Genomic DNA, 22,239 nt, shown 5'->3' on the forward strand with positions numbered 1-22,239 from the left:
CCATGGATGCCGCGCTCCCGGCGCATCCGGAGGTCGCGCGCACCGGCGATGTGGGCGTCGCCCCGGCACGACCGGGCCCGGGCCGGCTGATCCTCCGCGCGCTCGCCGTGACCGTCACCATCGCGTCGAACGTCACGGCCCAGGTGCTCAGCGCGATCACCGGCGACTACGGGCCGCGTCCCTCCGGCGTCGGCTGGGCCATCGTCTTCATCTCCGTCGCGGTCGTCTACGTCGTCTGCGCGGTGATCGCCTGGCGGATCGTGCGGAGCCCCATCCCCGGCTGGCTCATGGTCGGAGCCGCCTTCTTCTGGTCGGCGGGCGCCTGGTACCCGTTGGTCCGTCAGTGGGGCTGGGTGTGGCCATGGGTGCAGGGCGTGACGGACTTGTGGGCGGTGCTGGTCGGGCTCCTCGTGCTCTGCTACCCCACGGGGAGGCTGGTCGCGCGTTTCGACCGCGCCATCCTGCTGGCCATCTCCATCGCCTTCGCGGTGCGTCTCGGCGGCACCCTGCTGTTCTCGTCGCCGGAGCCGTCCGAGTGCGGCTGCGTGATGAACCCGTACGCCGTGCTCCCCAGCGACACGGCCGACTACTGGCTGGGGCTGGCGTGGCGGTTCGTCGGCCTCGCCCTCATGCTGACCGTGGCGGCCCGCCTGATCGCCCGCTGGTTCACCAGCTCCCTCCCGGCCCGCCGGGTGGCCTTCGTGATGCCGCTCGCCATCCTGCTCTGGTGCTACGGCACGGTGCAGGACTCGCTGAGCTTCGCGTTCGGCTGGGACAGCGGCTGGTTGCAGTTCATCCCGCCGGTCGCGATCGCGCTCATCCCTCCGGCGTTCGTCGGCGGCGTGCTCTACGCGCGGGGACTGCGCTCGCGGATGGCCGACCTCGTCATCGTCGCGCGCGACAAGGTCGACCGCGGTCTCTGGGAGTCGAGCCTCGCGCGGATGCTGCACGACGGATCCCTGCGCGTGTTCTGGTGGGATGAGCCGCTGCAGAGCTACCAGACCAGCGACGGCAAGCCGGTGCCGGACGCCGGCCTGACCGACCGGCCGGGACGCTCGGTGCTCGCGATCGACTCCGACCAGGGACCGATCGCCCTGATCGAGCACGATGTGGCGCTCAGCCAGGATGACCGCCTGCTCGACGCCGTCTCCTCGGCCCTCCTGCTCTCGGTCGACAACGACCGGCTGCGCGGGAGGCTGGAGCGCACCATCCAGGAGCTGCGGGAGTCGCGGCTGCGCATCGTCGAGGAGGGCTACCTCGCCCGCCGGAAGCTGGAACGCGACCTGCACGACGGCAGCCAGCAGCAACTCGTGTCGTTGGCCATCAGCCTCCGCATCGCGACGTCCAAGGCCGAGGCGCACGGTGACGAGGAGCTCGCGGGCGACCTGCAGCGCGCCTCCGAGCAGCTCGCGGACGCCCTCCGCGAGCTCCGGGAGCTCGCCCGCGGCATCCACCCCACCGTGCTGACGGACGGCGACCTCCGTTCGGCGATCGAGGAGCTGGGACTGCGGAGCCACGTGCCCGTCGAGGTCCGCGTCGACATCGCCGAACGGCTGCCCGAGGTCATCGAGGAGACCATCTACTACTGCGTCTCGGAAGCCCTCGCCAACGCCGCCAAACACGCGCGGGCACGCACGTGCACCGTCATGGTCTCGCGAGCGGACGCGACGGTCACGGTCGTCGTGAAGGATGACGGCCAGGGCGGCGCGCGGATCGAGCCGGGCGGTGGCCTCGAGGGCCTTCGCGACCGGGTGGAGGCGGTGTCCGGCCGGGCGGAGGTGCGCTCGGTCGAGGGCCTCGGCACGATCATCGAGCTCACCATCCCGGTGCAGGGGACCTGACAGCCGCGTGCCTTCGTCCGTCCCTTTCCGCGAGTCCATACGATGACCGACATGTCCAGTGGAGTGGCGGATGCATACTCGCGTCGGTCGGCGGAGTACATCGACCTGTTCGGCTCGATGACGCCGGTGCACCACGCAGACCTCCATCTCGTGTCGGCCTGGGCCGACGGGCTCTCCGGTCCCGTGATCGACGCGGGCTGTGGGCCGGGACAGTGGACGAACTACCTTGCCTCACGCGGAAATGATGCACGCGGTGTGGACCTGGTTCCCGCGTTCATCGCGCGGGCGCGTGAAGAGTATCCCGGAATCCGATTCGATGTCGGGCACCTCCACCAGCTGGACGCCGGGTCGGCTTCAGCAGCCGGGGTGCTCTCCTGGTACTCGCTGATCCATTGGGAACCGAACGACATTCAGACGCCGCTGCGGGAGTTCGCCCGTGTCTTGCGCCCTGGGGGTGGCCTCGTGGTCGGGTTCTTCAGTTGGGCCGCCCTGGAGCCGTTTCCCCATGCCGTGATCGATGCATACCGTTGGCCGGTGTCCCGGCTCGCCTCCGAGGTGGAGGCTGCCGGATTCGAGATCGTCGAAACGTATGAGCGCGTGCAGACGGGTGCTCGCCCGCAGGGGGCGATCGTCGCCCGGCGCCCACCCGGCGAACCGGTGCAGGGTCCCTGACCAGAATTCATCCGCCGTTCACGAAGGCGGGCGGGGATCGGCGTACTCAGGGGGTGGGCGCAGCGAGCGTCCGTCCCCTTTCCGGAAGGACCGCCGATGGACATCCTCGTCACGGTCGTCGCCGTGATCGTCGTCGCCCTCGTCTTCGACTTCACGAACGGCTTCCACGACACCGCCAACGCGATGGCGACCTCCGTCGCCACCGGCGCACTCAAGCCCCGGACGGCCGTCCTCATCTCGGCCGTCCTCAACCTGGTCGGGGCGTTTCTCTCGACCGCGGTCGCCCAGACGATCTCCGGCGGCGTCATCAAGGAAGGGTCGTCGGGTGTCGACATCACCCCGACGATGATCTTCGCCGGGCTGGTCGGCGCGGTGCTGTGGAACCTGGTCACCTGGTACTTCGGTCTGCCGTCGAGCTCGACCCATGCGCTGTTCGGCGGCCTGATCGGCGCCGCGGTGATCGGAGCGGGCTTCGGAGCCGTCGACTGGGGCGTGCTGCTGAGCAAGGTCATCGTCCCCGCCCTGCTGTCGCCCCTGGTCGCGGGAGGCGTCGCCCTGGTGGCCACCTTCGCGGCCTACCGCATCACCCGGAACGCGCAGGTCCACGGCGCGGAGGCCGGGTTCCGGCACGGCCAGACGGTGTCCGCCTCGCTGGTCTCGCTCGCGCACGGCACGAACGACGCCCAGAAGACCATGGGCGTCATCACCCTCACGCTGATCGCCGCCGGCTACCTGAGCTCCGGGAGTGCGCCGCCGTTCTGGGTGATCGTCTCGTGCGGCCTGGCGATCGCGCTCGGCACCTACCTCGGCGGCTGGCGCATCATGCGCACGGTCGGCAAGCGGATCACCGACGTCAAAGCGCCGCAAGGCTTCGCGGCCGAGACGTCGTCCGCGGCCACCATCCTGGTCTCGTCGCACCTCGGCTTCGCCCTCTCCACCACGCAGGTCACCTCGGGCGCCGTGGTCGGCAGCGGCCTGGGCAAGAAGCTCGCATCGGTGCGCTGGGGCGTCGTCGGACGGATCGCGACGGCCTGGGTGGTGACGCTGCCCGCCGCGGCCTTCGTCGGAGGGCTGGCGGCCTGGATCGCCTCGGCCAGCCTGGTAGGGCTCATCGGCGTCGCGGTGGTCGGCCTCCTCGCCGGTCTCGGACTGTGGGCGCTCTCGCGCCGCAATCCGGTCACCTGGCACAACGTCAACGAGGGCGACGAGGCCGAGGACGACGCGTCCGGCTCGCGCGCGACGGCGTCCGTCGGCGCCGGACAGGAGGGATGAGGATGCGACAGCTCATCGCGCACACGGCGGCACCCGATGGATCGTTCCTCGGTGTGGACTGGGGGTCGTTCGTCGTGGTGCTGCTGGTCGCCTTCGCGGCGACGACGGTCGTCGTCATCAGCTACGCGACGGCCCTGCGTCTGCTGGCCGTCGGGGCTCCGCTCGACGCCGACGGGGGAGCGGCGAGCGTCCGGACAGGGCGACGTCCGCTCGCCGCGACGGTCGGAGCGGTCGTGTGCTTCGCCATCGGCGTCGCCGCTGTGGTCTACGGGATCTGGCTGATCATCCCGCAGTTCCACTGACGATGCACGGGCGGCCCGGCGCTACTTCTTGGTCGGTGATTTGACCGCCCACACCTGCTGACCGATCCCGAAGGCGGCCCATCCGTTCGGGCACTTGGAGGACTCGGGCGGGATGCCCTGAACAGGCCACCAGCTGTCCTCGATAGGGGGCTTCGGCGTCGCGACGGAGCCGGAGCACACGTTCGGCGCGAGGAGGGTCTTCGACGTGTAGGTCATGATCGCCGACCCGTTCTGGGTGTCGTAGTCGACGCGGATGACCGTGGCGTCGTCCGGCACGAAGGTCGGCGAACCGATGAGGGCCGTGTTCGAGGCCTTCATCTCCTTCGCCGTATCCCAGATCGCCGAGTCGACGTGAGGCTCGAACGCGGTCAGCACCGAGCATCCGGACAGAGCCAGGGCGAGGGCGGACGTCGTCGCGATGACTCCGGCGGTTCGGGTGCGGGGCACGGCAGCTCCAGGGGAAAGGGACAAGGATCTCCTACGAGTGAACACTACGGAACTGAGTGGTTCATCGGTCGGAGGGATGATTCCGCGCGTCGTCGAGGCGGGCCGCCCGTAAATCTACCCGGTACGGCGTCTTTCCGCCGCCCAGCAGGGGAGTGCCCTCCGCGCGGTAGTGCTGCAGCGCGATGTGCTCGTGGCCCGCGGCGGGGTGCCCGCTGGCCCGCACGACCCGCCACCACGGCACGTCCGAGCCGTAGTACGCCATGACCTGGCCGACCATCCGGGCCGCACGCGACCCCAGTGTCGCCGCCACATCCCCGTAGGTCATGACGAGCCCGGGTGGGATCGCATCCACGACCTCGAGCACCCGCTCGACGAAGGATGCGCTCGCCGCGTCCTCCTGGTCGGGTTCCCGGTCAGAGATCGAGGGCACCGATCGTCTCGCCGTACTGGGTCTCGCCGACCGGCTGGAAGCCGCTGCGCAGGAAGAACTGCTCCGGTCCGAGCTCGCCCGACTCCCAGATCACGTAGAGGCGCTGGTGTCCACGAGCGCGCGCCTCGTCGGCGAGGGCCCGCACGGCGAACGTCCCGATGCCGCGTCCCTGGTCGTCGGCGTCGACGTTGATGCGCCAGAGGATCGCCTTGAACTCCTCGTGCTCGGCGTTCGGGTCGAAGTTGCCCATGATGAAGCCGACCACCTCGTCGCCGTCGAGCACGACGCGCTGCCACGAGGTGTTCGGGTCGGCGACCGCGGCCGCGGCCGAGTAGGAGACCGGAGCGATGAACTGCTCCTGGCCCGGCTTCAGCGTGAGCGCGTTCGCCGCCACAACGGTCCGCGCGCTCAACTCTTCCAGTCTCAACTCAGCCATGACGAAAGGGTAACGTGCGCGGGTGACCGGGGCATAGTCGCGCGGCACCCGACGATCCGCCGAGAGAAAATGTCTCGATGTCAAGATAGTTGTCGCGCTCGGGTAAGCTGTCGTCGGCGTAAAACGGCAGACACCCCAGGAGAACCATGGACAAGATCAAGGTTGACGGAACGGTCGTCGAACTCGACGGCGACGAGATGACACGCATCATCTGGAAGGCCATCAAAGACTCTCTCATCCACCCGTACCTCGATGTGAACCTCGAGTACTACGACCTCGGCATCCAGAAGCGCGACGAGACCGACGACCAGATCACGATCGACGCGGCCCACGCCATCCAGAAGCACGGCGTCGGCGTGAAGTGCGCGACCATCACGCCCGACGAGGCGCGCGTCGAGGAGTTCGGCCTGAAGAAGATGTGGAAGAGCCCGAACGGCACGATCCGCAACATCCTCGGCGGCGTCGTCTTCCGTGAGCCGATCATCATCTCCAACATCCCGCGGCTCGTCCCCGGCTGGAACAAGCCGATCGTCATCGGCCGTCACGCCTTCGGCGACCAGTACCGCGCCACCGACTTCACGTTCGACGGCCCGGGCACCCTCACGATGAGCTTCCAGCCGGCCGACGGCGGCGAGGCACAGTCCTTCGAGATCTACCAGGCGCCCGGCGCCGGTGTCGCGATGGGCATGTACAACCAGGACGCGTCCATCCGCGACTTCGCGCGCGCGTCGTTCAACTACGGCCTCGACCGTCAGTACCCGGTGTACCTGTCGACCAAGAACACGATCCTGAAGGCCTACGACGGCCGCTTCAAGGACCTGTTCCAGGAGGTCTTCGACACCGAGTACAAGGAGAAGTTCGACGCGGCCGGCCTCACCTACGAGCACCGCCTCATCGACGACATGGTCGCCTCCAGCCTCAAGTGGGAGGGCGGCTACGTCTGGGCCTGCAAGAACTACGACGGCGACGTGCAGTCCGACACCGTCGCGCAGGGCTTCGGGTCGCTCGGCCTGATGACCTCGGTGCTGACCACGCCGGATGGCTCGGTCGTCGAGGCGGAGGCCGCACACGGCACGGTGACGCGCCACTACCGCCAGTACCAGCAGGGCAAGCCGACCTCGACGAACCCGATCGCCTCGATCTTCGCCTGGACGCGCGGCCTCGCGCACCGCGGCAAGCTCGACGGCAACCAGGACCTCATCGACTTCACGCACACCCTCGAGGGCGTCGTCGTGAAGACGGTCGAGGAGGGCAAGATGACGAAGGACCTCGCGCTCCTCGTCGGCCCGGAGCAGAAGTTCCTCACCACGGAGGAGTTCCTGGACGCCATCAGCGAGAACCTGAAGGCGCGCCTGGGCTGATCCCTCTCGGACACATTCGTGCCGAATGTGCGCTATCGCGACGCGAGAACGCACATTCGGCACGAATCGTTAAGGCGGTCACGGGTCAGCGGGCGGTCCAGCCGCCGTCGATCGCGAGGGTCTGGCCGGTGATGAGGGAGGCGGACGGGGACGCCAGGAACGCGACCGCGCCGGAGACCTCGCGCGGCTCGCCGATGCGGTGGAGCGCGGCGATGCGCTCGACGGTGTCGGCACGGAAGGCGTCGTCCGAGAGTGCGGAGGCGGTGCCGTCGGTCTCGATGAAGGTCGGCGCGACGGCGTTGACGCGGATGCCGTACTGTCCCCACTCGACGGCCAGGCAGCGCGTCAGGTGGACGACGGCGGCCTTCGCCGCGCAATAGGACGCCTCGCCGGGCAGCGCCACGAGCCCGGCCTGCGACGCGACGTTCACGATCGCGCCGCCTCCGTTCTCCCGCATGCTCTTCGCGACGTGCTGCGACAGGAAGAACGTCGAGCGCGTGTTGAGCCGCCAGACGTGGTCGAAGTCGTCCTCGGTGACCTCGAAGGCGGGGGAGTCGATCCCGCCACCGGCGTTGTTGACGAGGATGCCGATCGGACCGCCCTCCTCCGTCACCGCGTCGATGGCCGCGCGGCAGGCGTCCAGATCGAGCACATCCATCCGGATCGCCACCGCGTCGACGCCGAAAGCGCGCAGCTCGTCGACCAGCCCGGCCGAGCCGCCGGGGTCGCGGACGCCGAGCACGACGTCGGCGCCCTGGCCGGCCAGTTCGAGCGCGATCTCACGGCCGAGGCCGCGGCTGGCGGCGGTGACGAGGGCGCGTGAACCGGTAAGCGCGAACGGGGCGCGGGTGGATGCGGTGGGAGGAGTGTGCGTCATCCTGTAATTCTCACCAGGTGACGCCGAATTGGGAACGCAAGCAGCGCAGGACACCTCTCGACATTTCGGGTTGTCCGGAATTACAAGGCGCTCGGACGCCGTCCGGTGGCTCCGTATAGCGCTGCCAAGAGGACGGGCACGGATCCGGTGGCCCAGCAGACAGTATTGGGCGCGCTGATACGGTCTTGAGATGGATTCTTCGGCGGCTGCTTTGACCACCGCGCTCATCGCGGCGACGGTAGCAATTGGGGTGTTTATTGCGGAGCGCATTTTCAACTGGCGATCCCGTCGAAGAGAACTGCGTCGGATCGAGTTTGAGTCTCTACTTCGCGCAAGTGTCGCGTACGTGGAGGCAGGGGTGACGGATCCCAGTTCCAGCCTCCTGGACGAACGCGCGCGCCTCACTACGGCGAAAGCTACGTTTTCCTTGAACCTGACTCCGAGCCTTCACGCTGGCGACCTGATATTAGTGTCGACCTGGTTCGTTGAGCGAATGATCTCCATCGGCCAAGATCATCCGACCACTGAGGAACAAGAGTGGCGCCGAGTCGAGCAGTTGACGGTGACCCTCGACTGTTTATCGTCTCTGTTAGCGATATATCACCACGGGCGTTGGGCGAATGACACCGGAGCAGAGCTGATCACCCACATCCTTGTGGAGCGAGACCGGATAGGTGCCCCGGCGTTCGTAGGCGACCCTACTTGGTGGGATGTGCCGCTGGCAGATTGGCTTTCGCCGCCGGAGATGCCGTCGCTCTGGCGCGCGCGGCGAGACCAGTTTCGCTTTTCGTTCCTACGCATTCAATTTTGGAGAAGGCGTCAGACTGAGGCCCTAACGAAGGCCGTCATTGAAATGAATGAGGAGTACGCCGACGTGGTGAGTCGCATCAGGCGTGCTCGAATCGAGCTCGGTCACGTTGAGTATGAGCGAGTCGTTGTACATCGCACACATGAAGGCGGTGGAAGCGTCGTGCCGACGGAGTTCGCATCCTGAGTTAGCACAATCGCCTTTCCGCCCGCCCACAGCGCGCATGCTCAAACGGCGAGGCGTCGTGCCCCAGTCTTCAAAGGACATCCGTGGCTCGTCGGGAAGGCTGATGAGACGGGCTGCGGCCGTTAGCCATTGGGATTCACGCGTGCAAGGTCCAGGTCGCGGCGAGCGTTGCTGTGTGGGCGGTCGCTCAGACGCGTCGGTGCAACAGAGGCCTCTGGCTGCTCGAAAGGTCCGACGCTGGAGGGATGGACGCGCTGTTCGCCGCCTCGCATCGCCGGTGTAACAACTTCGTTTCGTCTCTTGCAATTCATTTGTTCGTAAGCTTTACTAACAAACATGACGACGACCGAGGTGCAGGGAAGCGCCGGGGGACTGGCCCCGGGGCGGGCACTCCGGCCGCGCGCCAAGGTGCTCCCCGAGCACGCTCGCAGCCACAACCGGTCGCTCGTGCTCCAGACCCTGTATCGGGATGGCCAGCGCAGTCGCGCAGACCTCGCCCGGGAGACGGGGCTCACCCGGGTGACGGTCTCCGACCTGGTCGCCGAGCTGCTCGCCGAAGGGCTCGTCATCGAGCTGGGCCAGCGGGAGTCGGCGCGACCCGGCAAGCCTGCCGTCCTCCTCGACATCGACCGCGCCGCGCACCAGATCATCGGAGTGGACCTCAGCGACCACGACCGTTTCCGCGGCGCGGTCATGGACCTGGACGGGCGCATCCTGGCCAGGGCAGAGGTCATGCTCGCGGACGGCGAGGGCGGCGAATCCGCCACCGGCGAGTCCGCAGCCGCCAAGGTCGACGCGCTGGTCGACCGGCTGGTCGCCGCCACCACCGCACCCGTCCTCGGGATGGGCGTGGGCTCACCCGGTGTCGTCGACCTGACCGGCACCATCCTGACGGCGCCGAACCTCGGCTGGGACGACCTCCCGCTGCAGCAACGCCTCGCGGCACGCACCGGTCTGCCCGTCGTCGTCGCCAACGACGCCAACGCCGCAGCGCTCGCCGAGCACACGTACGGCGGAGCCCCGGGCGACATGATGCTCATCCGCGTCGGCCACGGTATCGGCGCGGGCCTCCTCGTCGCCGGCGCGCTCGTCTACGGCAGCCACTTCGCGGCGGGCGAGATCGGGCAGGTCATGGTCGGGACCGACCTGGGCCTCGAGACCACGTACAACCGCGACCAGGTGCTCGAGCACTGGCTCAGCGTCCCGCAACTGCAGCGCGGCATCCGCGAGGCAGAGGCCGCCGGCGTCGACGCGACGCCGATCCTCCGCGAGGCGGGGCAGCGGCTCGGCATCGCCCTCGCGCCCGTCGTCGGCGCGCTCAACCTGTCGGAGATCGTGCTCAGCGGCCCGACCGAACTGCTCGACGGCCCCCTCGCCGAGGCGACCGTCCACACGCTCCGGAACCGGACCATGGCCCAGAACCATGCCGACCTGTCCCTCCGGATGACCACGCAGGGGCAGGACATCGTCCTCCGCGGCGCGGCCGTACTCGTCCTCTCCGGACAACTCGGGGTCTCTTAACACAGCACCACCCGAACCACGACCCCTGCACCGACGGTGTGCTGCACCTGCAGCCACTGACCACTACGAAAGGAACCAGCAATGAAGAGAAAGCTCGTCGGCCTCGCCGCTGTGGCAACAGCTTCCGCTCTCGTGCTCGCCGGATGCGCCTCGGGAGGCTCGACCGCCGCGAGCACCGACGGCAAGGGCAAGACGGTCACTCTGTGGCTCGTCGGCTCCGACACCCCGGACAAGCTCCGCGACTACCTCAAGACGGAGTTCAACAAGGAGACCGGAGCGACCCTCAAGATCGAGCAGCAGGACTGGGGAGACATCGTCACCAAGCTCACCACGGCCCTCCCGGACGCCAACAACACGCCCGATGTGACCGAGATGGGCAACACCCAGTCGCCCACCTTCACCAACGTAGGCGCCTTCCTCGACATCTCCGACATGTACAAGGACCTCGGCGGGAGCGACCTGCTGCAGTCCTTCGTCGAGGCCGGAAAGGTCGACGGCAAGAACTACACGCTGCCCTACTACTTCGGGTCGCGCTACATGTTCTACCGCAAGGACATCTACCAGGCCGCCGGGGTCAGCGTCCCCACGACGCTGGACCAGTTCAACACGAACGTGGCCGACATCACGGCGAAGAACCCGAAGGGGATCAACAACTTCTCCGGCTTCTTCCTCGGCGGCCAGGACTGGCGCGACGGCATCTCCTGGGTCTTCGCCAACGGCGGGGACATCGCCAAGAAGGACGGCGACAAGTGGAAGGCCACCCTCGAGTCGGAGGAGTCGCTGAAGGGCCTCCAGCAGCTCCAGGACCTGTACAAGAACGCATCCAAGGCGCCCAACGACGCCAAGGACTCGAACCAGTACATCTACCTCAACGACACCGACCAGACGCTCGACGCCGACGGCAACAAGACCGGTGACACCTCCCTCGCGGCGGCCACCATCATGGCTCCGGGATGGGCGCACTGGTCGATCGGCGACCTCGGGAAGGGCGACGACGGCAAGCCGACGCGCACCTGGAACGACGCCACATTCGGCACCTTCGTGCTCCCGGGCAACGACGGCAAGCCGGCCCCCGTGTTCGCGGGCGGCTCCAACATCGGCATCTCGGCGAAGACCAAGGAGCCGGGGCTGTCGAAGACCCTCCTGAAGATCATCTTCTCCAAGGAGTACCAGGAGATGCTCGGCAAGAACGGCCTGGGCCCGGCGAACGAGAAGTACACCTCCTCGCTCGGCGACGACCAGTTCGCGAAGGCGCTCATCGAGTCGGCATCCAACTCGAAGCTGACTCCGGCCGCACCCGGCTGGGCCTCGGTCGAGGCGGGCAACGTGATGGAGGAGTTCTTCTCCAAGATCCGTGACGCGTCCGACCTGAAGGCGCTCGCGCAGGAGTACGACAAGAAGATCGACGCGCTGCTCAACGTCAAGAGCTAGCGCTCAGCGATCGGCGAGGGCGCGGAGGCACCCCTTCCGCGCCCTCGTCGCTGCCCTCAGACTGACTCCGCAACACAGAAAGGAGGACGCCCGTGACCGCCACCGAGGACACCCGCCTCGCCCTCGCGACACCACCGGCACCGGCGCGGGACGCACCGCGCCGCCGCCGAGGGAAGCTCACGCCGTACTCCCTGCTGCTCCCGGCCATCCTCATCCTGCTCGTCGCGCTCGGCTACCCGATCGTGTGGCAGCTGATCACGTCGATGCAGCACTTCGGACTCGCCCAGCAGTTCGGCAAACCGGCCGAGTTCGTCTGGTTCGAGAACTACATCACGCTCTTCTCCGACGGTTACACCTGGGTCGTCGTCGGCCGTTCGATCGCCTTCTGCCTGGTCACCGCCTTCGTCACGGTCGTCATCGGCGTCGGGATGGCGCTGCTGATGAACGCGGTCAACAAGGTCGTGCGCATCATCCTGCAGGTCTCCCTGCTGCTCGCCTGGGCGATGCCGGTCGTCGCGGCCATGACCGTCTGGAACTGGCTGTTCGACTGGCGCCGTGGCGTCGTCAACTACGTGCTCACCTCGTGGGGGCTCGACTTCCAGGACCACAACTGGCTGCAGAACCCGCTCTCCTTCTTCTTCGTCGCGATGGTGATCGTGACGTGGATGAGCGTGCCCTTCGTCGCGTTCTCCGTCTACGCCGGACTGACCCAGGTCTCCACGGAGGTCGTCGAGGCCGCGCAGATGGACGGCGCGCGGGGATGGCAGCGGCTGCGCTACATCATCCTGCCGATCATCCGGCCCGTGCTCGGCATCGTCCTGCTGCTGCAGATCATCTGGGACCTGCGCGTCTTCGCGCAGATCAAGCTGCTGCAGGACAAGGGCTCCATCGCCAGCGAGACCAACCTGCTCGGCACCTACATCTACCAGCTCGGCGTCGGATCGAGCGACTTCGCGATGGCGAGCGCCGTCAGCGTCTTCGTGCTCGTGCTCACCGTCGCGCTCAGCTGGTTCTACGTGCGCTCCCTGCTCAAGGAGGACGAATCGTGACCACCGCGACCTCGACCCGGCCCGCCGCCGTCACGGCGCGGCCCCGGACCCGCCGGCGCATCCGCGCCTCCCGCGTGCTGCTCGGCGCGCTCGGCATCGTGCTCGCCCTGGTGTGGGTGTTCCCGGTGTACTGGATGGTGAACTCGTCGCTGCTGCCGAACGTCATCCTGCAGAACACCACGCCGACGTGGCTGCCGTTCGGCGGATCCTTCGACAACTTCTCCGCGGTCGTCGAGGGCGGGACGTTCTTCCCGGCCCTCGGGATGAGCGTCGCCGTCGCCCTCATCACCGTGGTGTGCTGCCTGGCGTTCGCGTTCCTGGCCGCGCTCGCGATCAGCCGGTTCAAGTTCCGCGGGCGTCGCTCGTTCGTGCTCGCCGTGCTGCTGATCCAGATGCTCCCGGCCGAGGGACTGTTCATCGCCCAGTACAAGCTGATGGGCACCCTGGGCCTGCTCAACACGGTCGTCGGGGTCAGCATCCTCTACATCGCCGCCGTCGTGCCCTTCACGATCTGGATGCTGCGCGGCTTCGTCGCCGGCATCCCCGCCGACCTCGAAGAGGCCGCCATGGTGGACGGCCTCAGCCGGACGCAGGCGTTCCTCCGGATCACCTTCCCATTGCTCGCCCCGGGGCTGGTCGCCTCCGGCGTCTACGCCTTCCTGCAGGCCTGGAACGAGTTCACGGTGGCGCTCGTCATCCTCCCGCAGTCGAGCAGCGCGACCCTCCCGCTGTGGCTGCGCGGGTTCGTGCAGCAGTCCGCGTCGCGGGCGACCGACTGGGGACAGGTCATGGCCGCCTCCACGCTCGTGGCGGTGCCGGTCATCATCTTCTTCCTCATCGTGCAGGGCCGGATGACCAGCGGCCTGGTCAGCGGGGCGGTGAAGGGGTGAGCGGCGCGTCCGTCGCCCACACCGCCGTCGCCGATCCGGACCTCCGCCGCAGCATCGCGGCGACGCTGCTGCCCGGGTTCGTCGGGACGACGCTGCCCGCATGGCTCGAGGAGCGCCTGCGCGGCGGCCTCGGCGGCGTGTGCCTGTTCGGGCAGAACATCGCCACCGCGGAGCAGCTGCGCGCGCTGACCGACGCGATCTACGCGGCCAACCCGGATGCGGTGGTCGCGATCGACGAAGAGGGAGGCGACGTCACCCGGCTGTACTACGGGAGCGGTTCGCCCTACCCGGGCAACGCCATCCTGGGCCGCCTCGGCGATGCCGGCTACACCGAGCGCGTGGCGCACCGGGTCGGCCAGGAGCTGCGGCGTGCGGGCGTGAACCTCGACTTCGCCCCGGACATCGACATCAACTCCAACCCGGACAACCCGGTGATCGGCGTGCGGAGCTTCGGCTCGACGCCCGAGGTGGTCGCCGAGCACGGCGCCGCGTGGACCCGTGGGCTGCAGTCCGCCGGCGTCGCGGTCGCCGCCAAGCACTTCCCCGGGCACGGTGACACCGGAACCGATTCCCACCTCGAGCTGCCCGTCGTCGACCTGTCGCCGCGGCAGCTGCGCGAGCGGGAGCTCGTCCCGTTCCGCGCCGTGATCGACGCGGGCGCCCGGGCGGTCATGACGTCGCACATCCTGCTCCCGCAGCTGGATGCGGTGCACCCGGCCACGCTCAGCCCCGCGATCATCGAGGGGATGCTGCGCGGCGAGCTCGGCTTCGACGGCGTCGTCGTCAGCGACGCGCTCGACATGCAGGGCGCCAGCGGTGAGCGCGGCATCCCGGAGGCGGCGGTGCTGGCGCTCGCCGCCGGCTGCGACCTGCTGTGCATCGGCACCGAGAACACCGACGAGGAACTCGCCACGATCGAGCAGGCGATCGCCGACGCCGTTGCGGCGGGCCGCCTTCCCGCAGCCCGCATCTCCGCTGCGGCCGCCCGCGTCCGCACCCTCGCCCGTTCCCTCCTGCCCGCTCCGCCCACCGTCGAGTCCGCGAATTCTGCACACGACGCGCCGGATGAGCGTGCAAAGTTTGCGGACTCGACGGTGGGACAGAGCCAGGTGCGGGAGGCGGATGTCGCGGCGGCGGAGCGCGCGTTCGACGTGAGCGAGCACGCGCGCGAGTGGCTGCGGGAGAACGGCGGCGGACGGTACTCGGTCGTCCGTATCGACACAGTCGCCAACATCGCGGTCGGGACGGCGCCCTGGGGGCCGTTCTCCGAGGTCGAGGCTGACCCCCGAACCGCGTGGGCCGCAGCATTCACCGCCAACCCGGCGGTCGTGTTCACCGAGAACGACCACCCCGACCTGGTGCTCGCCGCGCAGTCCCCGGTGCTCGTCATCGGCAAGGACAACCACCGGCACGCGTTCGCCCGAGCCGCCATCGACCGGCTGCGCGCCGAACGTGAGCGCGTGCTGGTCGTCGATATGGGCTGGCCCAGTGACGACCGCGCGTATGCCGACATCGCCACCTTCGGCGCCTCCCGCCTGGTCGGTCGCGCCCTCCTCGAACTGCTCGGACGCCGGACGTGAGGCTCGGGATCGACATCGGCGGCACCAAGACCGACGCGGTCGCCGTCGATGAGCTCGGCGCGCTCACCCAGCGGGTGCGTCTGGCGACCGGATTCGGGCATGACGCCGTCGTCGAGACTGCCGTGGCCGCTGTGTCGCGCATCGGCGAGCTGACCGGCCTCGCACCGGGCGGCTTCCAGTCGATCGGGATCGGCGTGCCCGGGATGGTCGACACCGTCTCCGGACAGGTCGCGCACGCGGTCAACCTGGGGCTCGAGCAGCTGGAACTCGGCGGGATGCTCGCCGGCCGCCTCGGCGTCGGCGTCCGTGTCGAGAACGACGTGAAGGCCGCCGCTCTGGGTGCGTACCACCTGCTCGGCCTGACCGGCACCATGGCGTTCCTCAACCTCGGGACCGGGATGGCCGCCGGCATCGTCGTCGACGGACGGCTCTGGCGCGGGAGCACCGGTATCGCCGGCGAGATCGGCCACCTGCCCGTCGACCCGCAGGGAGCCCTCTGCGCCTGCGGCCAGCGCGGCTGTCTGGAGACCGTCGCGAGCGGATCGGGCGTCGCCCGCCAGTGGCCGACCGACGACCCGCTGCCGGTGCGCGCGGTGTTCGCCGCGGCGGACGACGGCGACCCCGTCGCCCGCGCGATCACGGCTAGGCTGGCTGCGGGCATCGCCTCAGCGGTGCGCGTCCTCGTGCTCACCGTCGATGTCGGCACCGTCGTCATCGGCGGCGGTCTGAGCCACCTGGGGACGCGCCTGCTCGACGACGTCCACGAGGTGCTGCACGACTGGGAGCGCACGTCGCCGTTCCTGGCGTCGCTCGACCTGCCCGGAGGGTGCGCCTCGTTCCCGAAGGCACCCCCGTCGCCGCGCTGGGCGCGGCACTCGTAGGAGAGAACTGATGGCCGAAATCGTCGTCGTCCGCGACCAGGACGCTGCGGGCGAGCTCGCCGCGCGCAGCATCCTCGATCTGATCGCCGCCAAGCCCGACGCGGTGCTGGGCCTCGCGACCGGGTCCACCCCGCTGGCGGTCTACCGGGCGCTCGAGCGCGGCATCCACGAGCGCGGTGTGGATGTGTCCCACGTGCGCGGCTACGCGCTCGACGAGTACGTGGGCCTGCCGGCCGGGCATCCCGAGTCGTACCGTGCGGTGATCACGCGCGAGGTCGTCGAGCCGCTCGGGCTGACGCCGTCGCTCATCCACGTGCCCAACGGGTCGCTCGACGGCATCGAGCACGCCGGAGCCGATTACGAGAAAGCGATCGCCGAGTCAGGGGGAGTGGATGTGCAGCTCCTCGGCATCGGGACCGACGGCCACATCGGGTTCAACGAGCCCGGCTCGTCGTTCGCGTCGGTGACTCGCGTGAAGACGCTGACCGAGCAGACCCGCAAGGACAACGCCCGCTTCTTCGCGTCGGAGGACGACGTGCCGATGCACTGCATCACGCAGGGGCTGTCGACCATCCTGCGCGCGCGGCATCTGATGCTGCTGGCGTTCGGCGAGGGCAAGGCGGAGGCCCTGGCGGGTGCGGTGGAGGGTCCGGTATCGGCCTCGAACCCAGGCTCCGCCATCCAGCTGCACCCGCACGTGACGGTCCTCGTGGACGAGCCGGCGGCCTCCCGCCTGCGCAACCTCGACTACTACCGCTACGCCTACGCGAACAAGCCCTCCTGGCAGACCCTCTGACCCTCCCGGCCCGCCCCACCGTCGAGTCCGCACAAACTGTACGCGAAACGCCGCCGGGGCGTGCAAAGTTCGCGTACTCGACGGCGGGGGAGTTGGGCGCGCGCGGACGTTGGGGGATCGGGCGCGGTCAGGCGAGCGGGGCGCCGTCGGCAACGACGGCCGTGACACGCCAGTCGTGGTCGAGGAGGACTGCGTCGGCCACGTAACCGGCGTGCAGCCGTCCGAGGCGGTGACCCTCGCCGAGCACGTGCGCGGGGGTCCGCGTCAGGGCGGCGACCGCGGTGACCGGATCGAGCCCGGCGAGCGTGACGGCGTTCCGCAGCGCGACATCCTGCGTCAGTGTCGAGCCGGCGATCGTGTCGGTGCCGGAGAGCACGGCCAATCCGTTGTGGACGGTCACGTTGAGGCCGCCGAGTCGGTAGTCACCGTCAGTGGCGCCGGCCGCAGCCATCGCGTCGGTCACGAGCGCGACGCGCCCCGGCGCCTCGCGGAACAGCATCGCCCCGACGGTCGGGTCGACGTGCAGCCCGTCGAGGATGAGCTCGAGCGTGACCTCGGGGTTGTCGATCGCGGCCAGGACGGGACCGGGCGCCCGGTGGTGGATGCCCGGCATCGCGTTGAACGCGTGCGTCAGCAACCGCGCGCCGACCTCGAAGGCGCGGGCCGCTTCGGCGTACCCGGCGGTCGTGTGGCCGACGCCGACGACCGCACCGGCCTCGATCAGCACGCCGATCGCCTCCAGGGCGTTGGGCAGTTCCGGCGCGATGGTCGCGGTCCGGAGGGTTCCGTGGGCGGCGGCGATGAGCTCCTCGACGGCCTCCGGCTCGGGGTCGCGGAGGAAACGGGCGTCGTGCGCTCCGCGTCGCTCCGGCGCGAGGAACGGGCCCTCCAGGTGCGACCCGAGCACGAGCGGGTCGCTTGCCGTCAGCTCGGCGACGACGGCGAGGCTCTCGCGCAGCGAGGCCAGTGGGTTCGCGACGTGCGAGATCAGGGAGCGGGTCGTGCCGTGCGCGCGGTGCGTCGCGAGGGCGGCACGCATCTGGTCGATGCCGTCGTCGTAGGGGTGGCCTCCACCGCCGTGGCAGTGCAGGTCGATGAAGCCCGGGGTCAGCCAGTGACCGTGCGCGTCGATGACGTGCGGCTCGGCGGTCGATGAGGCGTCGTCGTCCGTGCCGCGCAGCGCCTCGCGCCAACCCGATCCGGTGCCGGTCGCGGTGATGTGCGCTCCATCGATGGCGAGCCAGAAGTCGTCGACCAGCCCATCCGCATCCACCTTGCGGGCGCTGTGGATGACGAGGCCGCTCATGAGAACTCGCGCCGTCCGTTGATCACGCCGCTGATGGTCGCGATCACCGCGAAGACGATGGCGACGACCGGCTGGCCGAGATCCCACCAGGCGAACGCCGCGGAGCCCATCACGACGATCTCGACGATCGCCTTCACGAACGGGTCGACGCGCAGCACCGCGCGCGGCGAGCGGAACAGCGCCCACAGCAGGATGGCCACGACCGGAGCGCCGATACCGACGAGGATGTTCCACGGCAGCGGCCAGGCCAGGAACCCCCAGATGCCGAGCGAGACGATGGCGAACAGCTCCAGGACGAAGCGCAGGATGTCGTTCGGCCCCACCGTGAGCCGGGCGTGCTGGTCGGGTGCTGAGGTCACCACGGCAGTCTACCGACGCGCCGTGGGGCTGAGACAGCGCGGCTCAACGGAAGATGATGGTGCGCGCGCCGTCGAGCAGCACGCGGTCTTCGGCGAACCACTTCACGGCTTGCGTCAGCGTCCGGCTCTCCTCGTCCTGTCCGATCGCCACCAGCTCCTGCACGGTGTTGCTGTGGTCGACCCGGACGACGTTCTGCTCGATGATCGGCCCTTCGTCGAGGTCGCTGGTGACGAAGTGGGCGGTCGCTCCGATCAGCTTCACGCCGCGCGCGTGCGCCTGGCGGTACGGGTTGGCGCCTTTGAAGCCGGGGAGGAACGAGTGGTGGATGTTGATCGCGCGCCCGGCGAGGCGCTCGCACAGCTCCGGCGAGAGGATCTGCATGTACCGGGCGAGCACCACCAGCTCGATGTCGTGCTCGTCGACCGCGTCGACGATGCGCTGCTCGAACGCCGCCTTAGAATCCGGGTCGGTGACGACCCGCGACTCGAAGGGGACGCCGTAGAACCCGGCCAGGTCGCTCAGGGTGTCGTGGTTGGAGAGCACGAGCGGGATCTCCACCGGCAGCTGGCCGGCGCGCTGGCGGAAGAGCAGGTCGTTGAGGCAGTGCGCGGCCTTGGACACGAGTACCAGCGTCCGGAGCGGACGGCCGACGTTGTCGACCCGGTGCGTCATCCCGAACTCCTCGACGACCGGGGCGAGCGCACGCTCGAACTCGTCGCGTCCCGCCGCCGACTCCACCTGCAGCCGCATGAAGAAGCGGCCGGTGTCGGTGCTCGCGAACTGCTGGCTCTCGGTGATGTTGCCGCGCGCGGCGACGATCGCGCCGCTGACCGCGTGCACGATCCCGGGGCGGTCGGAGCAGCTGAAGGTGAGCACCCAGTGGTTGGAGGCGGAGGAGTCGGTCACCAGATCAGGGTAGCGGTCGGGGTGATAGCCTTGGTTGATATCCAAAATATGTCTGCATTAGGAGGCAACCGCGATGAAACAGGTAAGCGTCACTGTCGGCATCGATGAAGACATGTACCAGGTGATCGAGCGTCTGGCCGACCACTCCCGTCGCACGGTGATCGACGAGCTCGCGTACATCATCGCCCAGGCGGCTGTCGGCCAGCCCGTCGACCCCCGACCGGGCGTTCGGAAGCTCGGAATGGTGCGGTACATCCGGAACCGAGTCGAAGCGCTCGACCAATGATCGTGCTCGACACGAACGTGGTCTCCGAGTTGATCCAACCGTGGCCGAACCCGCGGGTGATCTCGTGGATCGACTCACGTCTCGACAGCGAATTGTTCATCACCACGGTGACCGTGGCAGAGATGCTCACCGGTGCGAACCGAATGGGTGACGGCTTCCGGGCAGAAGACAGAGCCAACCTCATTCTCGGCGTGCTCGACCACTTCCGTCCGCGCACTCTCCCGTTCGGTGTGCTCGCGGCGACCGAATGCGCGAACATCACGTCTCTCCGTTTCGCGGCAGGCCGCCCGATCGCGCTGGCGGATGCGATGATCGCTGCCACCGCGGTCGCCGCCGAAGCCGACGCTGTGGCGACTCGCGACAAGGATTTCGCCGACGTCGGCGTCCCCGTCATCGATCCTTGGGCCGCCTGAGCCCGCTCCGGTTGACGCGCCGGGGCGGGGTGCACCACGATCGGTGCATGACCAGCACCGGTGAGGATGCGCCCGATACCCGTTCGGGCGCGGCGTCCGCTTTCGACGTGGAGCTGAACGGGCTCAACACCATTCACGAGAGTGAGCGGAAGGGGCGGCCGCGCGACCTGTTCTGGCCGTGGTTCGGCGCCAACGTCTCCGTGTTCGGTCTCAGCTACGGCTCGTTCCTGCTCGGGTTCGGCATCTCGTTCTGGCAGGCGACCATCGTCGGCGTCATCGGGATCGTCGCCTCGTTCCTGCTGTGCGGCGTGATCGCGCTCGCCGGCAAGCGCGGGTCCGCGCCGACGATGGTGCTCAGCCGCGCCGTGTTCGGGGTGGAGGGCAACCGCGTGCCCTCGGCGCTGTCGTGGCTCCTCACGGTCGGATGGGAGACCGTGCTGGTCTCGCTCGCCGCGCTCGCCACCGCGACGGTGTTCCAGCAGCTCGGCTGGGAGGGCGGGGTCGTCACCAAGCTGGTGGCCCTCATCGTCGTCGTCGCGCTCGTCATCGTCGGCGGCGTGATCGGCTTCAACCTGATCATGCGCATGCAGATGGTCATCACGATCGTGACCGGCGTGCTGACCGTGGTCTACATCCTGCTGGTCCTGAACCACATCGACCTCGGCGCCGTCGCTGCACTCCCGGCGGGAGACGCGCCGCATGTGATCGGCGGGTTCGTGTTCATGCTCACCGGCTTCGGGCTCGGCTGGGTGAACGCCGCCGCCGACTACTCCCGCTACCTGCCGCGCAGCGCTCGCAGCGGGGGAGTGGTGGGATGGACGACCTTCGGCTCATCGCTGGCCCCGGTCATTCTGCTGATCTTCGGCATCCTGCTGGCGGGGTCCTCGTCGAAGCTGAGCGAGGCCATCGCCGCCGACCCGATCGGCGCGCTCGCGTCGCTGCTGCCCACCTGGTTCCTGGTGCCGTTCGTCATCGTCGCCGTGCTCGGGCTGGTCGGCGGTGCGGTGCTCGATATCTACTCGTCCGGGCTGGCGCTGCTCAGCGTCGGCGTCCGCGTCCCGCGGTACGTCGCGGCGGGCATCGACGGCGTCATCATGACCGCCGGCGCGATCTACGTCGTGTTCTTCGCCACCGACTTCCTCGGCCCGTTCCAGGGCTTCCTCATCACGTTGGGCGTGCCGATCGCCGCCTGGTGCGGCATCTTCGTCGCCGACATCCAGCTGCGTCGGCGCGACTATGCGGAGGCCGAGCTGTACGACCGGCGCGGTCGCTACGGCGCCATCCGCTGGCTGCCGATCGCCCTGATCGTGATCGGAACCGCGATCGGCTGGGGCCTCGTCACCAACGGTTCGGCCTCGTGGCTGGCCTGGCAGGGCTACCTGCTGGGCCCGATCGGCGGCAAGCAGGGCGACTGGGCGTTCGCGAACCTCGGCGTCCTCGTCGCACTGGTGATCGGATACCTGGGCACGCTGCTGTTCTCCCGCGGTGCGGTGCGCCGGCAGGAGGAGCGATGACCGGCCCGACCCTCGTCGTCGTCGACATGCAGCAGGTGTTCGGCGACCCGGCGAGCCCGTGGTTCACGCCGCGCTTCGCGGACGCGGAGGCCGTGATCGCGGGGATGGTGCCCGCCTTCGAGCGCGTCGTGTTCACGCGCTTCATCGCACCGGAGCGGCCGGAGGGCGCCTGGGTGCCGTATTACGAGCAGTGGCCGTTCGCGCTCGTCCCCGCCGACGACCCGATCTACGACCTGGTGCTCGCCTTTCGCGACACCGGGCATCCGGTGGTCACCGAGACGACGTTCGGCAAGTGGGGTCCTGCTCTGCGGGATGCGCTCGACGGGTCGCAGGATGTGGTGCTCGCCGGAGTCTCCACCGACTGCTGTGTGTTGAGCACGGCACTGGGAGCCGCGGACGCGGGCGTGCGCATCCGGGTCGCGGCCGACGCGTGTGCCGGCCTGAGCGACGCCGACCACCAGCGCGCCCTGGATGCGATGGCGCTGTACGCGCCGCTGATCGAGATCTCGGACAGCGCTGCCATTCTCGACGGCCTCCGGTAGAATCGTCCGTGGTCGGCGGTTCCCGCACGGCCCTGGGCGCGCACATGGGCGCGTAGTCGACCCGCCATCCCCTCCCGGAAAGCCGCAGCCAGCCACTGGCACCGGCGCCGAGGCCCGCAGTAGCGGCGGAAT

The 22,239-nt window shown here is 68.9% G+C and carries 24 protein-coding genes; 17 read left to right on the plus strand and 7 right to left on the minus strand.

The features are described 5' to 3' along the window. The first annotated feature begins 2 nt into the window (after nt 1-2). The 4 genes from H284_RS0115695 (at nt 3) to H284_RS0115710 (ending at nt 4,087) form a co-directional block, all read left to right on the plus strand. Complete coding sequence (locus H284_RS0115695) at nt 3-1,841, plus strand: sensor histidine kinase (protein ID WP_020076982.1); 1,839 nt, start codon at nt 3-5, stop codon at nt 1,839-1,841. Nucleotides 1,842-1,883: 42 nt separating this feature from the next. After that, entirely contained in the window at nt 1,884-2,513 is a 630-nt protein-coding gene (locus H284_RS0115700; protein WP_029042977.1) for a class I SAM-dependent methyltransferase, read from the plus strand. 96 nt (nt 2,514-2,609) lie between these two features. After that, on the plus strand, nt 2,610-3,785 hold the full coding sequence (locus H284_RS0115705; protein WP_020076984.1) for an inorganic phosphate transporter: 1,176 nt from the start codon (nt 2,610-2,612) through the stop codon (nt 3,783-3,785). Nucleotides 3,786-3,787: 2 nt separating this feature from the next. After that, nucleotides 3,788-4,087 carry a hypothetical protein gene (locus H284_RS0115710; protein WP_020076985.1) on the plus strand — a complete coding sequence of 100 codons (300 nt, stop codon included), beginning with the start codon at nt 3,788-3,790 and terminating at the stop codon, nt 4,085-4,087. Between the two features lie 21 nt (nt 4,088-4,108). Here the strand turns inward: H284_RS0115710 and H284_RS0115715 are convergent, their stop codons facing one another. The 3 genes from H284_RS0115715 to H284_RS0115725 form a co-directional block, all read right to left on the minus strand. Then, nucleotides 4,109-4,534, minus strand: a complete 426-nt coding sequence (locus H284_RS0115715; RefSeq protein WP_020076986.1) for a hypothetical protein — start codon at nt 4,532-4,534, stop codon at nt 4,109-4,111. 61 nt (nt 4,535-4,595) lie between these two features. After that, nucleotides 4,596-4,964, minus strand: a complete 369-nt coding sequence (locus tag H284_RS0115720) for an MGMT family protein (RefSeq protein ID WP_018191881.1) — start codon at nt 4,962-4,964, stop codon at nt 4,596-4,598. Further along, entirely contained in the window at nt 4,948-5,400 is a 453-nt protein-coding gene (locus tag H284_RS0115725; RefSeq protein WP_026307266.1) for a GNAT family N-acetyltransferase, read from the minus strand. Before H284_RS0115725 ends, H284_RS0115720 begins: the two co-directional genes overlap by 17 nt. A 146-nt stretch (nt 5,401-5,546) precedes the next feature. Here H284_RS0115725 and H284_RS0115730 point away from each other — a divergent pair, with 146 nt between their 5' ends. Beyond that, nucleotides 5,547-6,761, plus strand: coding sequence for an NADP-dependent isocitrate dehydrogenase (locus H284_RS0115730; RefSeq protein WP_020076987.1), 1,215 nt, complete (start codon nt 5,547-5,549; stop codon nt 6,759-6,761). Between the two features lie 85 nt (nt 6,762-6,846). Here H284_RS0115730 and H284_RS0115735 read toward each other — a convergent pair whose 3' ends face one another. Next, nucleotides 6,847-7,638, minus strand: coding sequence for an SDR family NAD(P)-dependent oxidoreductase (locus H284_RS0115735; RefSeq protein WP_020076988.1), 792 nt, complete (start codon nt 7,636-7,638; stop codon nt 6,847-6,849). Between the two features lie 190 nt (nt 7,639-7,828). Here H284_RS0115735 and H284_RS20940 point away from each other — a divergent pair, with 190 nt between their 5' ends. The 8 genes from H284_RS20940 (at nt 7,829) to nagB (ending at nt 16,780) form a co-directional block, all read left to right on the plus strand. Then, nucleotides 7,829-8,632, plus strand: a complete 804-nt coding sequence (locus H284_RS20940; protein ID WP_155885506.1) for a hypothetical protein — start codon at nt 7,829-7,831, stop codon at nt 8,630-8,632. A 336-nt stretch (nt 8,633-8,968) separates the two neighbouring features. Beyond that, nucleotides 8,969-10,153 (plus strand): ROK family transcriptional regulator, encoded by a 1,185-nt coding sequence (locus H284_RS0115740; RefSeq protein ID WP_020076990.1) that lies wholly within the window; start codon nt 8,969-8,971, stop codon nt 10,151-10,153. A gap of 81 nt (nt 10,154-10,234) precedes the next feature. Continuing rightward, the gene (locus H284_RS0115745; protein ID WP_020076991.1) at nt 10,235-11,584 is read left to right on the plus strand and encodes an extracellular solute-binding protein; all 1,350 of its coding nucleotides are present in this window, start codon (nt 10,235-10,237) and stop codon (nt 11,582-11,584) included. Nucleotides 11,585-11,676: 92 nt separating this feature from the next. Then, entirely contained in the window at nt 11,677-12,633 is a 957-nt protein-coding gene (locus H284_RS0115750) for a carbohydrate ABC transporter permease (protein WP_020076992.1), read from the plus strand. Continuing rightward, nucleotides 12,630-13,523 (plus strand): carbohydrate ABC transporter permease, encoded by an 894-nt coding sequence (locus tag H284_RS0115755; RefSeq protein ID WP_018191872.1) that lies wholly within the window; start codon nt 12,630-12,632, stop codon nt 13,521-13,523. Before H284_RS0115750 ends, H284_RS0115755 begins: the two co-directional genes overlap by 4 nt. Beyond that, a complete protein-coding gene (locus tag H284_RS0115760; RefSeq protein WP_020076993.1) occupies nt 13,520-15,103 on the plus strand; it encodes a glycoside hydrolase family 3 protein in 1,584 nt (527 codons plus the stop codon). The genes H284_RS0115755 and H284_RS0115760 overlap by 4 nt, the downstream gene beginning before the upstream one ends. After that, nucleotides 15,100-15,984 (plus strand): ROK family protein, encoded by an 885-nt coding sequence (locus H284_RS20340; protein WP_353597590.1) that lies wholly within the window; start codon nt 15,100-15,102, stop codon nt 15,982-15,984. Before H284_RS0115760 ends, H284_RS20340 begins: the two co-directional genes overlap by 4 nt. Before the next feature lie 10 nt (nt 15,985-15,994). Further along, nucleotides 15,995-16,780 carry a glucosamine-6-phosphate deaminase gene (gene nagB, locus H284_RS0115770; protein WP_018191869.1) on the plus strand — a complete coding sequence of 262 codons (786 nt, stop codon included), beginning with the start codon at nt 15,995-15,997 and terminating at the stop codon, nt 16,778-16,780. Nucleotides 16,781-16,907: 127 nt separating this feature from the next. Here the strand turns inward: nagB and nagA are convergent, their stop codons facing one another. From nagA to purU, 3 genes are read right to left on the minus strand one after another with little or no spacing between them, the layout of a single operon-like run. Next, nucleotides 16,908-18,086 (minus strand): N-acetylglucosamine-6-phosphate deacetylase, encoded by a 1,179-nt coding sequence (gene nagA, locus H284_RS0115775; RefSeq protein ID WP_020076994.1) that lies wholly within the window; start codon nt 18,084-18,086, stop codon nt 16,908-16,910. Beyond that, entirely contained in the window at nt 18,083-18,445 is a 363-nt protein-coding gene (locus H284_RS0115780; protein ID WP_231371257.1) for a YrdB family protein, read from the minus strand. The genes nagA and H284_RS0115780 overlap by 4 nt, the downstream gene beginning before the upstream one ends. A 43-nt stretch (nt 18,446-18,488) precedes the next feature. Beyond that, nucleotides 18,489-19,352 carry a formyltetrahydrofolate deformylase gene (purU, locus tag H284_RS0115785; protein WP_020076996.1) on the minus strand — a complete coding sequence of 288 codons (864 nt, stop codon included), beginning with the start codon at nt 19,350-19,352 and terminating at the stop codon, nt 18,489-18,491. A 73-nt stretch (nt 19,353-19,425) separates the two neighbouring features. On the opposite strand from purU, the gene H284_RS0115790 reads away from it, so the two are divergent. The 4 genes from H284_RS0115790 to H284_RS0115805 are packed head-to-tail and all read left to right on the plus strand — an operon-like array spanning nt 19,426 to nt 22,107. Continuing rightward, on the plus strand, nt 19,426-19,638 hold the full coding sequence (locus H284_RS0115790; RefSeq protein ID WP_020076997.1) for a hypothetical protein: 213 nt from the start codon (nt 19,426-19,428) through the stop codon (nt 19,636-19,638). Then, nucleotides 19,635-20,051 (plus strand): PIN domain-containing protein, encoded by a 417-nt coding sequence (locus H284_RS0115795; RefSeq protein WP_020076998.1) that lies wholly within the window; start codon nt 19,635-19,637, stop codon nt 20,049-20,051. The genes H284_RS0115790 and H284_RS0115795 overlap by 4 nt, the downstream gene beginning before the upstream one ends. 47 nt (nt 20,052-20,098) lie before the next feature. Continuing rightward, the gene (locus H284_RS0115800; RefSeq protein ID WP_020076999.1) at nt 20,099-21,565 is read left to right on the plus strand and encodes a purine-cytosine permease family protein; all 1,467 of its coding nucleotides are present in this window, start codon (nt 20,099-20,101) and stop codon (nt 21,563-21,565) included. Then, complete coding sequence (locus H284_RS0115805; protein WP_020077000.1) at nt 21,562-22,107, plus strand: cysteine hydrolase family protein; 546 nt, start codon at nt 21,562-21,564, stop codon at nt 22,105-22,107. The genes H284_RS0115800 and H284_RS0115805 overlap by 4 nt, the downstream gene beginning before the upstream one ends. Nucleotides 22,108-22,239 lie beyond the last annotated feature (132 nt).

The sequence above is a fragment of the Cryocola sp. 340MFSha3.1 genome, from assembly GCF_000383315.1.
In the GTDB taxonomy this organism is placed as follows: domain Bacteria; phylum Actinomycetota; class Actinomycetes; order Actinomycetales; family Microbacteriaceae; genus Leifsonia.